Consider the following 14,464-nt stretch of genomic DNA (forward strand, 5'->3'; position numbering starts at 1 on the left):
GGCATGAGCAAGCACATGGAACGTAGCCGTCAGCAGGTCCTGTACCAGTTCCTCCCCGGGAACACCTTCGACTACAGCGACCGGCGCGGCATCTGGCAGGTGAACCGGCTCGAGACGAGCGACATGAGCGGCCGCATCGACCGCCAGTACATCCTCGACCGGGTTCTGGCTCGGGCGTGGAACTGGGATGGCGGCCACCAGGGCTTCACGTCCCAGAACCCCGACCACTACGACTTCGGAGAGCCCGAGTCGGTCAGAGCACGCCCATTCCCCACCACGTTCGGCTGTCGTCGGTGTGACAAGGTCCACGGCTACTATTCGGCCGATCAGCTCAACGACGAGAACCCGGAGCTGACCTGCGATAACTGCGGGGTTGAGCTTGAACAGTACCAGTTCGTGAGCGTCCACAGCTGCGGAGAAATCCGGCGGCTCTACCCCCAGCAGTGCCCGACCCACGGTGATCAGCACATCGTCCTCGACACCCAGGGAAGCCAGCGGGCCCAGAACTTCCACTGGAGATGCGATGTTGGTGACTGTGGCTGGGATACCCGGGTCAGCTACTACCAGAACTGCGGATGTGACTACCAGCCTCCGGACGTGTCGGAGGACGACAACCGGATGTACACCACCGTCCACCGGGCGGGATCGACATATTACCCGCACTATATCACGACGGTGAACCTCCACACGGCAGGGATCGGACACCTCCGCGAAAGCGCCAACGGGGCGCTGAAGGCCATCGCTCGCCTGTTCGGGCTCTCCGAGGCCGAGTCGCTCCAGAGCGTCGATCTCGACGCGGACATCGGAGATACCGAAGTCGACGACGACCGTCTCATCGAGGTGTACCAGACGGAGCCCGATGTCAACGGACTCGATGAAGCCGAGGAATGGCTCCGGGATGCCGGCGAGATCGACTCACAGAGCATCAACCGTCGTCTGGGCGAACTCCTCGACCTGGACAACGAGGACGATGCGACGGAGCTCACCGACGCCGGTGACGAGCTGCTCCAGTACGTGCTGAGTCTCGAGTCGCTCACCACCCACTCGCTGTCGGATCTGCGTGACGATGCGCGTGACCGGGGCTTCCCCGGGAAGGCCGACCGGATCGACACGTACTTCGACGACATCGAGCGGCTCGGAATCGATGCCGTGCGCGTCATCGAGGACTTCCCGATCCAGACGTTCGTGTACGGGTACACCCGCGGAAGTCGCGAAGAAGGAGAGGCGAAGATCAACGCCTTCTCACAGAACGCCAGCGACGGAGATGGCACACCGATCTTCGTCGACACATCCGAGACCGAGGCAGTCCAGTTCGATCTCGATCCCGCTCCGGTACTGCTGTGGCTCGCCTGCAACATCCCCTCGACGAGTGAACCCAGCGAGGTGCGGGGCCCCGTGGTCCTTCCCGAGGTCGACCCGACGGATGCGGACAGCGTCGAACGTGCACGTCGCGAGATCTCGGCGCTTGATCTCGATGAGCAGTGGGCGTTCATCGTGAATCACCTCTCGCCCGTGGACCGCTACGGCCGGTTTGAGACCTCGACCGATGACGATGTCGAGGGCGAGGTCACGGCGTACATCTTCCAGCTCCTGCACACGCTCTCGCACATCCTGCTCAAGCAGGCGAGCACCATCAGCGGGTTCGACAGGACGAACCTCAGCGAGTTCCTGTTCCCGAGAGGGCTCTCCGTGGTCATCTACGCGAATAACCGCGAGGAGTTCAACATCGGGGGCATGAACACGATGGTCGAGCAGCAACTCGACAACCTGCTCGGCCAAGCCGAGGCACACGGCAACGACTGCCTGATGGACCCGGTCTGCTCCCAGCGTGGCGGGGCGTGTCTCTCGTGCCTCCACGTGAGCGAGATCAGTTGCTCGTACTTCAACCAGGTACTCGCGCGGGATTACCTGTACGGGAGCCGCCCGAACACTGACAGGGACATCTACGGCTACTGGGAGCTCTGACCTGCCCGGGGACGCCGCAAGGCCGATATACGTACTCCTGAAATCGATGGCTATGCCCGACGACATCTCTCGCTTTGACCGGGCACTCGCGATTGCAGACATTCTGGACCATGACGAGCACCTGGTTCAGGAAGTCGAGGGGCATCTGCTGGTGGCTGCAGGCCGGTCAGAAACCATCTCTCCTGCCATAATTGCTCGTGAAACATCCCTCGAACGAGAAGAGGCAAGCGACCTGTTCAGACAACTTGATGAACAGGGTGCTGTCCTGCGAGATTCGTATCAAGCGCCGGTGGTGGAGACGAACTACCGTGTCCGGGCCAGCTCGGTACGTGCAGCATTTGACACCGTTCGAAACGCTGTTGCAACCATAGCTGCGTACCAGGATCGAGTTCCCCGGGCAGAGGTAACTCCTCTGGTGACTTTCCCAGATGACCCCTCGTTCGATGCCACTACGCCGGCTGAATTCGGGATGGAGGGGCTGATGTCGACCCTCGTGTCGGCAGTAAAAGATTCGTCCGAGGAAATCGTGCTCCTGTCTCCGTTTTTCGAGCAGACCGGTTTCGGCCGCCTCGCAGACGTCCTGCTTGATGCCCTCGGGCGGGGGGTGGAACTGACAGTCGTGACACGATATCTCGGTGACTCATCATCGCACAACCACTCTGTCATTCAGGATTTTGTGACCCGGGCTCGCGAGCGTGGGGTCGCCAAGGGGCTCAAGACGGTCGATTATACTGTCTGGGCCGATGATGTCCCCGCGAGTGACCGGAATCAGGAGGGAGAGAATCCAGCCTTCACTCTGCACGCCAAGGTGATGGTGTTCGACCGAACGTCTGCGTACGTCGGCAGTGCTAACGTCACTGATTACGGATTTGGGAGGTATCTGGAACTCGGAGTCCTCCTCGGGGGGCCTCCAGTAAAACAGGTTTCGGAGCTCTGCAACTTTCTGCTGGAATCCGATGCAGCGACGACTGTCTCTCTGTGACTCGGTGAATATCTGCTTCAGTTCCGTCGCGACGAACGGTTAGAAGCGCTTTTTCATCTCGGAACCGTGTATCCATACGGCGGCAATGATGACGGTTACCCCCACTGAGCCCATTTCTGATGAGGTCTAAGAACTGAGCCGCCATCTCACCATCCCGGACGGCCGCAAAGACCCACCAGTGTCCGTCTGAGGCCGAACAGTACCAGCTTCGATGTACGGAAGACTCACCGAACGGTGTCGAGCGGCTCACGGAGCCGCCACGAGTCCGTCGGTGGATCGAGTCGGTGGGGTTCTGCGCCGCGCTCGGCCAAGACTCCGGCGTGGTACAGCATCGCCTTCAGCTGGAAGACGGTGGGTGAGTGGTACACGTTCCCGTCGTCGAGTTCGTCGGCGCGGAGCTCGCCGTCCTCAGTGAGGACGCAGCCACGGGCATCGTCCGTCCCTCGGAGAAACAGCTCGACGGCGAACGTCGGGTGCTGGACGTGGAACCACTCGACAAGGTCGACGAGCGACGGGTCGGTGATACCGTCGTCGTGCATCGTCTGCAGTTCCTCGACGAGCAGTTGCGTCGCCGGGTACGCCCAGACCACACGTCTGGTCAGGAGGCCCCATTCGGGCGCGAGGTCGCAGAACCGTCTTCTCGACCCCTGCCAGTCCGCGAACGTCGCGAGTGCCGCCTCGACCGATCCGTACCGGTCCAGCGCGAACCGAACGACCTCCTCGCCGAGTGGCGTGAGATCGGTCCGGCCGTGTCGGTCCGTGACGAGGCCGAGGAAGGCCGCCCCACGGTGGGCGTCGGCCGTCGCACCGACCACGTGCTCGGCAAGGAGGGCGTCGGTGTCGGCGGAGTGGTATCGAGCCAGCGGCACGCCGAGGTAGTTCTTCGGGTGGTTCAGGCCGAACGACTGGTTGGCGACGCCCTGTGTGGTCGACTGGAAGCGGATGGCCGTCGCCTCGTCGGTGGTCCGATTACCCACGACCCGGGGAACCTCCAGCGCCTCGACCGCGCCGCCGGGTTCGACTCCGAGGACGCCGACGTTCAGCTCCCGGGCGAGGGTGCGGTCGGACTCGGAGACGGCCGTGGTCGGCGCGGCGGCGTAGGCGGCGTTGGCCTCGTGGAGCCGGTCGTATGCTTGGACGATGCCACGTTCGACATCGACCGTTCCCGCCGCTGTCCGTCCCTTCGCCTCGACAACGACCAGTGGCGACTCGTCGCCGACCCGTTCGACCGCCAGGAGGTCGGACTCGAGGGGCCGAACGCCGACGAGGTCCGGGTAGCCCGACCCGAGCCGGACGTGGTTGAACGGGGCGAGGGCCTCGCGAACCTCCGCCGAGATGGGCTCGCCGGGGAGCCATTCGTCCGTCGCGAACTGCGTATCGACGACCGAGTAGGTCCCTGGCTCATCGGTGTCGGGGAAGAGCCGCCGTTTCGTGTGTGCGAGCACTTCCGGCTCCGAGAGCGACGCCGCGCTGGCCATGGCCTACCCAGCCGGGTGTAGAGCAAGAAGCTTCGGCTGGGATGGTCCTCCGACACCGCTTTCGGAACTTTCGGAAACCACCCCGTTCCGTTTATCGGGTCGCGTTCAGAAACGTCCCGATATGATCGGCGATGCTCGGGTCCTCCAGCCGGAGTTCGTGCCGCGGGAGGTCGAGCATCGCGATGGCGAGGTCGATGCCCTGACGAACGCGCTCGACCCCATCACGCGCGGTGAGTCCGGGGAGACCGCCTTCCTGTTCGGGCCCTCGGGAACGGGCAAGACCTGTATCGCGCAGTACACCGTCGAGCGCCTCCGCGAGCAGGTCGTCGATATCGAATACCAGTACGTCAACTGCTGGCGCGACTACACCCGCTATCGGGCGCTGTACCGCATCCTCGAAGGTATCGAGGGGACGCTCGACATCCATCGGCAGTCCACCCCCACGGACGAACTCTCCGAGCGCCTGCGCTCGTACAATGGCTCGCCGTACGTGGTCGTCCTCGACGAGGTCGACCAGTTGCAGGGCACGGGCGTCCTCTACGATCTCTACAGCGCCCACGACTGTACGATGGTCCTCATCGCGAACCGCGAGACGGACGTGTTCGACGACCTCGACGACCGGCTCAGTTCCCGCCTCCACAGCGCACGCCGTGTCCGGTTCGACAAGTATGGTCTCGACGAACTCGTGACGATTCTCGAGGCCCGGGTCAGGCGGGGCCTCACGACCGATGTCGATCGGATGCACCTTGAACACATCGCGGACGCGGCTGCTGGCGACGCGCGTATCGCCATCGGCATCCTCCGGAACGCCGCCCGCGACGCCGAGCGTGCGGGGCGCGAGGAGCTGACGACCGACCTCGTCAAGGGGGCTGTCCCCGAGGCGCGGCAGCAGGTCCGCCGGACGAACCTCGAGACGCTCACCGAGCACCAGCGCGTCCTCTACGACATCATCGACGAGCAGGGCGAGGTCGACCCCGGGGAGCTGTACGGCCAGTACCAGGAGCGGGTCGCCGATCCGAAGACGAACCGGACGGTCCGCAATCACCTCCAGAAGATGGTCCACTACGACCTCGTCGTCGCCGAGGGCGAGAAGCGCGCCCGGACGTACCGCACCCGAAACTGATTCGGAAGTGATTCGGAAAGCGGTGAAATGGCGATCTTTGGGGTGTATTGGCAGGATTCTACGGTTGTTCGCGGAATTTCGGAAATAACGGAAGCGACGCTCACGAGACTATCCCGCCCGTCCGTGTTCAGCCGGGTATGGCAACAACCAGTCACGAACCGGTCCCGTCCCTGCCGGCGCTCGATCCGGGCATCACGCGGGTCGAGACCGACGGGCGCGCGACGGGCGCACTGGCGTCGCTCATCCTCGACCACGCGATGCTCAACGACGGGCCGGTGTGGTGGGTGGACAGCGGCGAACACGCACAGACCGGACGGATCGCACGACTCGCGCCCAGTATGCGAACACTCGAACGAATACGCGTCGCCCGGGCCTTCACTCCGTACCAGCACTCGTCGCTCGTCCAGCGACTCACCGAGCGTGCCACCGCGGACGCGACTCTCGCCGTCTGTCCGGCCATCGACGGCCAGTACCGGAGCGGTGACGCCCCGCGGGGCGCCCCGCGCCGGATGGTCGACAGTGCCGTCGACCGACTGGGTGCGCTGGCTGACGAGCATGACCTGGCCGTTCTCGTGACCTGCGAGGCCGAGGACTCGCTCTCGGGGCCGGTCGTGGACCGAGCGGACCGGACGCTGCGCTGCGAGCGGACGCGGTTCGGCCCGCGGTTCGTTGGCGAGGAGACGGAGACGCTCGTCTACGAGGACGCCACCGGGTACCAGACGACACTCGCGTTCTGGGAGCAGGTGCTGACGCGGCGACGGTCGGCACTCGAGAACGGGACGCTCTCGCCGACGGAGGTGCTCGCGGATGGGTCGCACTAATCCGACCTTCCGCGACCTCCTGCGGGCGCTGGAGCGGCGCTGGAGCGACTACCGGCGTGGGCTCCGTCACCGCGACCAGGAGCGGTTCGACCAGCTGTTCGTCGACGCGGCCGACTACGCCGATGCCGCAGGTTACCTCAACCACGACGAGCCGTTCCAGCCCGTGCTGTTCTCGATCTGCCTGGCCCAGCAGCGCCGCATCGACGAGCTTCGGGAACGGGTGGACGTGCTGGAGGGGCACGTGGACACTGGTGATGGCTGATGCCGTACAAGATCGACTTCGTCGACGGTGATGCGTTCACGTGGACGCTCACCGACGACGGCGCGACCGTCGAGCGCGACCCCGACTGGACGCCGACGTTCTACGTCCACCACGACGACCCCGCGGTGCTGGACGAGATCCGACCGCACGTCCACACGCTCCCGGATGTCGAGTTGACCGTCCGCGAGCGCCACCGCCCGGGCTTCCGTCACGGGGCCGAGCCCGTTCTCCGCGTGGACACGACCGACCTCGACACGCTCCACTCCCGGGCGCACGACCTGTGGGGCTGGCGCGACCCGGGCGAGTTGACCTGCTGGAACGTCGACTTCAGCCCCGAATTCCGGTACTGCCTGGAGACCGACCAGTCATCCGTTCCCGGACGCGAGTTGCGGACACTCGAACTCGAGCGGCCGGACGGCCCGGATGCCCCGACTGTCGACGAGCTGCGAATCGGTGAGGCGACAGTCGAAGGCGAGGCCGCGGTGCTGGAACACCTCTCGAGACGACTTGAACGCGAGGACCCCGACGTGCTCTTTCTCGGGTCGGCGTCGCTCGTCCCGCGACTGTACGAGGCGGCCGAGCGCCACGACCGCGCGGCGTTCGACCTCGGCCGCGGCGAGGGCGACGATCTGCCGGCCTACCAGCAGCGAGCCGGGCGCTCCACATACGAGAGCTACGGCCGGACGGGTCACTCGCCCGCCCGCTACAACGTCCCCGGCCGCGTGACGATCAACGCTGGGAACATGTTCTTCTGGGACCAGACGAACCTCGACGGCTGTCTCGACCTCGTCGAACGCTCACGGAAGCCGCTGCAGGAACTCGCCTGGGCCTCCATCGGGAACGTCCTGACTGCCATCCAGGTCCGCGAGGCCCGCAAGCGCGACGTGCTGGTGCCGTGGCACTCCTGGCGCCACGAGTTCTTCAAGAGCGCCCGGACGCTCCACGACGCCGACCGTGGCGGGTTCACCTTCGCCCCCGACGTGGGCCTCCACGAGGACGTTCACGAACTGGACTTCTCCTCGCTGTATCCGAACATCATCGTCACGCGGAACATCAGCCCGGAGACGACGCGCTGTGACTGCTGTGACACCGATGACGTGCCCGGCCTCGGCTACAGCATCTGCGAGGAGCGGGGCTACCTCGCGGACGTGCTCCAGCCGATCATCGAGGACCGCGATCGGATCAAGCAGGAGCTCCGAGACTGCGACGACCTCGAGCGTCGGGAAGAGCTGGAGGGTCAATCAAGCGCGCTGAAGTGGATTCTCGTCTCGTGTTTCGGCTATCAGGGCTTCTCGAACGCGAAATTCGGACGCATCGAGTGCCACGAGAGCATCAACGCGTTCGCCCGCGAACTCCTGCTCGACGCGAAGGAGCGCCTCGAAGCGGGCGGCTGGCGCGTCGTCCACGGTATCGTCGATTCGCTGTGGGTGACACCGATGGCCGACCGGGAGCAGGCCGACCTCGACGATCTGGCTGCGACCATCACCGACGAACTGGGCATCGACCTGGAGTACGAGGCGGGTTACGACTGGCTGGCGTTCGTCCCACGACGGAACGACGCGGCAGGTGCGCTCACGAAGTACTTCGGGCGGAAGCGCGACGAGGATCTCGGCGCCGGGGCAGACCCGTACAAACTGCGAGGGATCGAGGCTCGACAACGGAGTACGGCACCACTGGTCGAGGAGGTCCAGCGCGAACTCATCGAGGTCCTCAATGAGAAACGACGGCCGGAGGGGGTCTGTGACAGACTCCAGCGGTGGCTTGGCCGGGTCCGGCGTGGAAGCGTCGTGGCGTCCGACCTCGTTCTGACCCAGCGCGTCTCGAAGCCACTCGAGGCATACCAGTCACGGACGCGGACGGTTGCGGCACTCCAGCGGGCCGAGCGCCGCGGGCTCTCGGTCCACCCCGGCGAGAGTGTCTCATACGTCGTGACGGACGATTCGAAGCGGTCGCACGAGCGGGTCCGCCTCGCCTTCGAGGTCGATGAAGACACACCGTACGACGAGAGCTTCTACCGTGATCGGTTGCTTCGGGCTGGAGAGAGTGTCCTCTCGCCGCTGGGCTGGCGAAGAGCCGATATCGAGTCGTATCTGGATGACAGCAAGGACGTGTCTCTGGGGGCGTTTGGATGACTTCTGTAGACAGATTCCCGAATTGAGTTGGCTGCCTGTTACCCGGAATCGAATCTACTAATTCAGAGACGATTGCCGAGAGTCAGAACTGACTGATATTTTCGAAACGAGAACGGGTTGACCCGAACCCGTGTGTTTTGCCAGAGTTCGCTGCCGTTTCTGGCTGTCCGCTAGCGATCAGTGCCCCGCTGATCGCGTTCTCGAGTGGACGACAAACCGGGTAATTGTCGTCCACTTGCCAGATGGTGAGCATATGTAAAATAAATTTCCCTGATGCAACTCCTGGCTCTCCGAGACGACGGCATGTCGATATCGTTGTAGATGGTTCGTCCTGAGGCAGGGTGACGCCACAACGAGGAAAGGCAACCAGACGAATTGCGATGACTGAGCAAATCTGTGGAGATTGCTCTTGCCGGAGCAGAAGTAACGGATTCGTCCCATCCGCTTGCGCCTCATCATCCCGTCTCTCTGTTGACTCGTGAGCCTGCTCCACCACCTATTGTTATTGGCGCCACATGATATCTCACCGGCATGGACGAAGAAATCGCTCAGGTGGAAGAACACGAACTCCGTTCCGTGTGGCCCCACGAAGAGAACGACTTCACGCGGTGGTTGATGGAGCACCTCCATCTCCTCGCGGCGGAGCTGGGGATCGAGGTGGAGGAGGTCACACGAGAGGAGGCCGTAGGGGACTTTTCGGCTGATATCGTCGCGAAGGAGATGAACACTGGTGGGCAGGTCGTTGTCGAGAACCAGTACGGCGCGACGGATCACGATCATCTCGGGAAGCTCCTCACCTACTCCGCGGGTCGGGATGCTGCGTTCACCATCTGGGTCGCCGAAGAGTTCCGGCCGGAGCATCGGAGCGTTCTGGAGTGGTTGAACGAGAGCGGTCCACAGGACGCTCGCTTCTTCGCGGTCAAGCCGCGCGTTCTCACGATCGAGGGGAATGAGACGAGAGGCTTCGAATTCGAGGTGTTAGTCGAACCAAACGACTGGGAGCGCCAGCTCACGCAGTCCCTGACCGAGACAGAGAAAGCATACAAAGACTTCTTCGCCGATCTCACCGAGGCATACGCCGAGCGACGACCGGACTGGTATCAACTGAAACCGCAGCCCCAGAGCTGGTTATCCTTCGGTGCTGGAATGAGCGGCGTTTCGATTGGCTGGGTGTTCCATCAGGGGCCCGAGTTCTCGCTTGACCTCTACATCGACACCTCGGATGCCGACCGGAACGAGGCTGTCTTCCAGGCGCTCGAAGACGACTGCGAGGCAATCGAGGATGCGCTGGACGCCGAGCTGGTCTGGGAACGACTTCCGGAGAAGCGGGCCTGCCGTATCAAACTCCCGCGAGAAATCGAAGGACGGATTACCGAGTTGACGGCCGTACAGCGAAACCAGCTTATCGAGTGGGGAGTCGGCCGGATGGACGAGTTCCAGGACGAATTCGAAGGGCGGATTGAGGGTCTTGAGGTCGGACTGTCTTGAGTGATATTTGCCTTATTTCCGAACCAGAAATCAAAATTCGTTGAGCAAGTGAGATACTATTTCACCGCTTCATGGATTTTGAGAGAGTGAAAATAAATAGTGCAATCAAGACTGAACCAGCTAATGCTTCCCCCCCTGCAATGAGTTTGGTATGGAGAGTTATTGGAGAAAAGTCGCCGTACCCTAAAGTAGTGAAGGTTGAAATACTAAAGTATAGTGAGTCTCCGAGAACCTCCGTCAGAGTACTATTTGCTCTCCCATAGATTATCTCTTGACTCGCTCTTTTAACTCCGCCAGAGTATGGATAGTATAACGTGGTGAAAGTCAACATGAGGAAAGCCCATCCAAAGGTTCGGAGGGGGCTTTCACCATAGTTACACGTATACTGGAGAAAGACTGCTTTTGCGTATCTGACAGCATGAATCAGTCGTGACCGACCGTGTCTTGGGTTGGGCTGAGCTATTTGTCGTCGATTGATGAGTTTCCTTGCTCTGGACGCTCTGGTGAAAAACTTGGATGCAGAGATGTAATCGCCCTGTAATTCGGCAGCACGGGTGGCATTGATATATGTCGATTCGAAATCTCGGATACGTGCTGTTGTCTGATATCGATTTGAAGAGGGATACTCATCAATATGACCGACACCACCCCCCGAGAGCAACTCCAGATCATTGTATTCTCTGAACTTGCTGCTGAATTCGTGCAAATTCCAATTTGCCTCTTTCAGAGCATCCGCATGTCGCCTCAGATTGAAATTGTCTAGGTCTGTCGATTCAAAATAATAATTCTCCAACCCTTTTTCGGCTGTGTGGAGTTCTACGTCCCCAAGCCTGGCTCCGGATAGGTCATAGAGAACATCGGGCCCTGAGTCAGGGTCTGGCTTGTAGCGCGGAAGGTCCTCGGTCCCCGTGCCACGCATATTACCCGAACGAATCTCTGAATCCTTCAACTGGACTAGCGTATCTTCAAGATCAAATATCTGGCAGTCCATCTCTGAGATCTCGCAATCTGTCAGCACGAATGACCCGATTCTGGAGATTGGATTAGCATCGATTCCGCCTAAGAACCGACAACGGTGAGCAACGATGTCAGAGAGCGACTGAACCTCGGAAAGTCCAACATTCTCTCGGAATTCTGTGTCAAAAATATACGTCCAGTGGTCTATCTTTGAGCCTTCAAAATCTAAACAACCGTCGAAGGAACTCCCGGAAATATTTATGGATGATTTTATTTTGCATGTATGAAAATTAATGCGGCCATTAGATTCGAAGTCGCAGATATTTATCGAGTCAATAGCGGCATTCTTGAACTCGATGTCACCTGTGAAAACACCATCTCCGCCCCTTATTTTGGATATTTGAGGAGACAGCAATTTCACCTCGCGGCCTTCAATATCAATATTTCCAAGGTGGATTTCATTAAAATTCGCATCTAGAATACCATTATACTCAGTTACATATTCTGCAAATACTTCATCTTCGTCTAGTCCGTCCCACTCTAGTTCCTGTGATGACGCGTGAAATCGACACTTGGCTGAATGATCAAGTGGCGGTTCTGAACACTCTTGGGGACCATCTCCCGCAGGTGGAATTTCGTGCTCTGCTCGCCACTCATCGGGTTGGAAGGTATGGTCGCACGTTGCCTCTTGACCAGTCTCTTCCTGTTCAATATCAGCTGCCCACCCCAGTCCAGCGTTTCCCATTATTCGAAATCACATATGCGAATCAAAAATAGGTATGGTCAGAAAGCCCTCGCACGCCTATCCCAACGTTTCGCAGAGCTACCAGCAGAAATCGCGGTACGACTACATAACTGAGATAGAATCGAGATACGACTGGTCTTCAGTGTTCTCCCACGTCATCATGCCCTGACTTCTTCACTCGGTGTCATCACCGTTCGGGTGCAGGTCGCAGATCTCGCCATCGGAAGTCCACCACCTCGTCCGCGTCTAGCTCGACCCGATACCGGATATCGTCACGGGGGTCACCCGTCATGTCACTCCCATCGTCCTTGGCCACCTCGATGACGGTCCCGTACGTGTCATGGTAGAGAGCGTGGTCCGGATCGGTTTCGTCCGGAATATCGATTCGGACCCGGTCACCAGGCGTGAACCGCTGCATTCGATTCAGTGATGAGTGGCCCTGCGTGGTATGTTCTTCTACCGGAAACGAGGTCGAACGAGCACTATCGGAATATCGGAAGTCACCCTTCGGAGATTATGCTCTCCGCCCGGAGAGGCTTGGCTATGCTTCGCCGTGAATTCCTCTCGGCTGCCGGTGCGTCTGCAACCGCTCCTCACCTGTTCAACACAGAGGCCCAGATCGATTTCGATCAAGAGGTCGCCGGTCCAGAGATCATGAATCGGCTCACATCCTGGATCGGTAAGCTGGCTGCCCTCGGTATCGAGGGGACACGACAGGTACTCGTTGAGAGTGCGAATGCGATTGCGCCGGTTTACCAGAAAGCAAGCGACCTGTATCTGGATCATCTCGAAGTTATCGACCCGAAGACGGTGTTCGTGAACGCCTACGAAACTGTCGAGCCGTATCTCCCTGCGCCGACGAAGGTAAATATCAACCGAGAGATGCACCGAGTGGACTTGTAATCAGTACTCAGGACGCCTAGCAGTTCATGTTCCGGACTATCGACTACGTATCGGGTGCCGATACCCCGAACTCTTCATATAATTTGTCGAGAGTCTGCTTGTCGCTGAGTTCTGTGACGGTATTCTGGTTCGCGTACATCCCTTTTTCCCAAATCGCATTCTCGATATCTCGTGTCCGGACCCAGTCCACCCCAATGAGGTACTCCCTGAGTTCAGGGTCGTCCTCGTTTTTACTCAGGTCGCCATCGAGATCTGCTTCCGTGATTGGGGTTCCATCTTCAACCTCAAAATCTGGTGCTGCCGTCTTCTCCTGATTGACTATCCCTACGCCGATGTAGCCTTCTCCCGGCGAATAGACAAACAGACGGTCGCCCTCCGAGGCCTTCCCCATCGTTCGACTGTACCATGTCCCCTGGCCCGCAGCGACGAATCCGTACTCCCGGGCATCACTCCATCTTCTCCACTGAGATTCGCCATAGTTTGCATAGTAGTCGTGGCCGTTCCATGAGTCCCCTTCCTCCGTCTCATCCTCAGATTCGTCTTCAACTTCGAATGGATCTTTGAGCCATGTCCTTGCGATGTACTCACGCCCGTCGTCTGAGTAGTAATTGAATCGGACTGCATTGATCGGAACCTCGAATTCATCGTGCAGATAGCCAATAATCCGCTCAGTAGAGCTATCGAGCTCGGAGGCAACGACGGTCAGAGTGTGTTCCTCGTTCACTTCGCCCGGTCCTTTCGGGGTCCCATCGTAATCTGGCCGAAATTTCTTGTCGAATCCAGCTTCGAATGAGTCGTCATTTTGATCCGAATCTTCGTATATAGCCTTGATCTCTTCATAGGACAGATTACGGACCCAAGAAGCGTAGTCCATCACCTGAGCGGTGACCTCCCGAGGAGACATGTCCCGTTTCAGTTCAATAACATGCAAGTCACCGTCGCTATCGATGGCGAGGATATCGAGTCGCTTCTGCCCTACCGTGTTGACCTCCTCAGCGATTATTTTGAGTGGTCTACCTAGGACGTTTGGGTCCTGTAGAAGGAATCGTTTCAAACGAGTCTCTTTGTCCAGCTTGTTCGATGATACACGAGTGAATTCGCCGTCATCGGCAATTCGCCAAAGCCCCAGATCAACGGGCATATATCCGGATCACAGAGGTAACAAAAATAGCTTGTCTCGAAACCAGTGTATCGCTACTGAATGTACCAGGAGTGTGAATGAGTCCGAGTCCGTTACTGAATTCTATATTCAATTACGCATTCTGAGGCGTACAGACTCCCATCATGAGTGTTCTTCACCTTCTCTCCAAAAGTGTCGACAAATCGGTCGACTCCCTTCTCTGGAGTCAGGCTCAAAACATTCCCCTCGGGAAATACCTTTTCAGGTGCTTTGTCGGATTCGGCATCAAAACCCATGTGCATCCCATTCTCTTTGACTACGACATATTCGAATTCAAACTCCGAGCCACTGGTGGTTTCCAGCGTCACCATGCTACGATAATGAACGAGGACAACAAAAGGTGTGATCAATTCGCACACGTGTGCACAGTAGTGCACAGTTCGCACACGCCCAAATCTCAGAGCGACCTCTCCACCCGCTCACGCCGA

Annotated in this window: 13 protein-coding genes; 8 read left to right on the plus strand and 5 right to left on the minus strand. The window is 59.7% G+C overall.

Going from position 1 to position 14,464, the window contains the following annotated elements:
• Nucleotides 1-3: 3 nt before the first annotated feature.
• Together NL115_RS09070 and NL115_RS09075 are read left to right on the plus strand one after the other, a co-directional pair.
• On the plus strand, nucleotides 4-1,965 hold the full coding sequence (locus NL115_RS09070) for a DUF8724 domain-containing protein (RefSeq protein ID WP_254832861.1): 1,962 nt from the start codon (nucleotides 4-6) through the stop codon (nucleotides 1,963-1,965).
• Between the two features lie 52 nt (nucleotides 1,966-2,017).
• Nucleotides 2,018-2,947, plus strand: coding sequence for a phospholipase D-like domain-containing protein (locus tag NL115_RS09075; protein WP_254832862.1), 930 nt, complete (start codon nucleotides 2,018-2,020; stop codon nucleotides 2,945-2,947).
• 224 nt (nucleotides 2,948-3,171) lie between these two features.
• Here the strand turns inward: NL115_RS09075 and NL115_RS09080 are convergent, their stop codons facing one another.
• The gene (locus NL115_RS09080; protein ID WP_254832863.1) at nucleotides 3,172-4,425 is read right to left on the minus strand and encodes a hypothetical protein; all 1,254 of its coding nucleotides are present in this window, start codon (nucleotides 4,423-4,425) and stop codon (nucleotides 3,172-3,174) included.
• Nucleotides 4,426-4,546: 121 nt separating this feature from the next.
• Between NL115_RS09080 and NL115_RS09085 the strand changes: the two genes are divergently transcribed.
• The 5 genes from NL115_RS09085 to NL115_RS09105 all read left to right on the plus strand — a co-directional run bounded on the left by NL115_RS09085 (nucleotide 4,547) and on the right by NL115_RS09105 (nucleotide 10,251).
• Nucleotides 4,547-5,548, plus strand: coding sequence for a Cdc6/Cdc18 family protein (locus NL115_RS09085; protein ID WP_254832864.1), 1,002 nt, complete (start codon nucleotides 4,547-4,549; stop codon nucleotides 5,546-5,548).
• A gap of 137 nt (nucleotides 5,549-5,685) precedes the next feature.
• Nucleotides 5,686-6,369 (plus strand): hypothetical protein, encoded by a 684-nt coding sequence (locus NL115_RS09090; protein ID WP_254832865.1) that lies wholly within the window; start codon nucleotides 5,686-5,688, stop codon nucleotides 6,367-6,369.
• On the plus strand, nucleotides 6,356-6,631 hold the full coding sequence (locus NL115_RS09095; RefSeq protein ID WP_254832866.1) for a DUF8156 family protein: 276 nt from the start codon (nucleotides 6,356-6,358) through the stop codon (nucleotides 6,629-6,631). Before NL115_RS09090 ends, NL115_RS09095 begins: the two co-directional genes overlap by 14 nt.
• Complete coding sequence (locus NL115_RS09100) at nucleotides 6,631-8,763, plus strand: type B DNA-directed DNA polymerase (protein ID WP_254832867.1); 2,133 nt, start codon at nucleotides 6,631-6,633, stop codon at nucleotides 8,761-8,763. Before NL115_RS09095 ends, NL115_RS09100 begins: the two co-directional genes overlap by 1 nt.
• Nucleotides 8,764-9,294: 531 nt before the next feature.
• A complete protein-coding gene (locus NL115_RS09105) occupies nucleotides 9,295-10,251 on the plus strand; it encodes a DUF4268 domain-containing protein (protein ID WP_254832868.1) in 957 nt (318 codons plus the stop codon).
• Nucleotides 10,252-10,312: 61 nt separating this feature from the next.
• On the opposite strand, the gene NL115_RS09110 is transcribed toward NL115_RS09105, so the two are convergent.
• Nucleotides 10,313-11,953: a potassium channel family protein gene (locus NL115_RS09110; RefSeq protein WP_254832869.1), complete on the minus strand. Its 1,641-nt coding sequence runs from the start codon at nucleotides 11,951-11,953 to the stop codon at nucleotides 10,313-10,315.
• Nucleotides 11,954-12,140: 187 nt separating this feature from the next.
• On the minus strand, nucleotides 12,141-12,371 hold the full coding sequence (locus NL115_RS09115) for a DUF8139 family protein (protein WP_254832870.1): 231 nt from the start codon (nucleotides 12,369-12,371) through the stop codon (nucleotides 12,141-12,143).
• A gap of 125 nt (nucleotides 12,372-12,496) precedes the next feature.
• Between NL115_RS09115 and NL115_RS09120 the strand changes: the two genes are divergently transcribed.
• Entirely contained in the window at nucleotides 12,497-12,856 is a 360-nt protein-coding gene (locus NL115_RS09120) for a hypothetical protein (RefSeq protein ID WP_254832871.1), read from the plus strand.
• A 43-nt stretch (nucleotides 12,857-12,899) separates the two neighbouring features.
• On the opposite strand, the gene NL115_RS09125 is transcribed toward NL115_RS09120, so the two are convergent.
• Nucleotides 12,900-13,997 carry a DUF8606 domain-containing protein gene (locus NL115_RS09125; protein ID WP_254832872.1) on the minus strand — a complete coding sequence of 366 codons (1,098 nt, stop codon included), beginning with the start codon at nucleotides 13,995-13,997 and terminating at the stop codon, nucleotides 12,900-12,902.
• Between the two features lie 92 nt (nucleotides 13,998-14,089).
• Nucleotides 14,090-14,347, minus strand: a complete 258-nt coding sequence (locus tag NL115_RS09130) for a hypothetical protein (protein WP_254832873.1) — start codon at nucleotides 14,345-14,347, stop codon at nucleotides 14,090-14,092.
• Nucleotides 14,348-14,464 lie beyond the last annotated feature (117 nt).

Source organism: Haloglomus salinum (genome assembly GCF_024298825.1).
GTDB classification, from domain to species: domain Archaea; phylum Halobacteriota; class Halobacteria; order Halobacteriales; family Haloarculaceae; genus Haloglomus; species Haloglomus salinum.

Coding starts and splice junctions, on each gene's coding strand:
- NL115_RS09070 (WP_254832861.1), top strand. CDS start 4: ATGAGCAAGCACATGGAACGTAGCCGTCAGCAGGTCCTGTACCAGTTC.
- NL115_RS09075 (WP_254832862.1), top strand. CDS start 2,018: ATGCCCGACGACATCTCTCGCTTTGACCGGGCACTCGCGATTGCAGAC.
- NL115_RS09080 (WP_254832863.1), bottom strand. CDS start 4,425: ATGGCCAGCGCGGCGTCGCTCTCGGAGCCGGAAGTGCTCGCACACACG.
- NL115_RS09085 (WP_254832864.1), top strand. CDS start 4,547: ATGATCGGCGATGCTCGGGTCCTCCAGCCGGAGTTCGTGCCGCGGGAG.
- NL115_RS09090 (WP_254832865.1), top strand. CDS start 5,686: ATGGCAACAACCAGTCACGAACCGGTCCCGTCCCTGCCGGCGCTCGAT.
- NL115_RS09095 (WP_254832866.1), top strand. CDS start 6,356: ATGGGTCGCACTAATCCGACCTTCCGCGACCTCCTGCGGGCGCTGGAG.
- NL115_RS09100 (WP_254832867.1), top strand. CDS start 6,631: ATGCCGTACAAGATCGACTTCGTCGACGGTGATGCGTTCACGTGGACG.
- NL115_RS09105 (WP_254832868.1), top strand. CDS start 9,295: ATGGACGAAGAAATCGCTCAGGTGGAAGAACACGAACTCCGTTCCGTG.
- NL115_RS09110 (WP_254832869.1), bottom strand. CDS start 11,953: ATGGGAAACGCTGGACTGGGGTGGGCAGCTGATATTGAACAGGAAGAG.
- NL115_RS09115 (WP_254832870.1), bottom strand. CDS start 12,371: ATGCAGCGGTTCACGCCTGGTGACCGGGTCCGAATCGATATTCCGGAC.
- NL115_RS09120 (WP_254832871.1), top strand. CDS start 12,497: ATGCTTCGCCGTGAATTCCTCTCGGCTGCCGGTGCGTCTGCAACCGCT.
- NL115_RS09125 (WP_254832872.1), bottom strand. CDS start 13,997: ATGCCCGTTGATCTGGGGCTTTGGCGAATTGCCGATGACGGCGAATTC.
- NL115_RS09130 (WP_254832873.1), bottom strand. CDS start 14,347: ATGGTGACGCTGGAAACCACCAGTGGCTCGGAGTTTGAATTCGAATAT.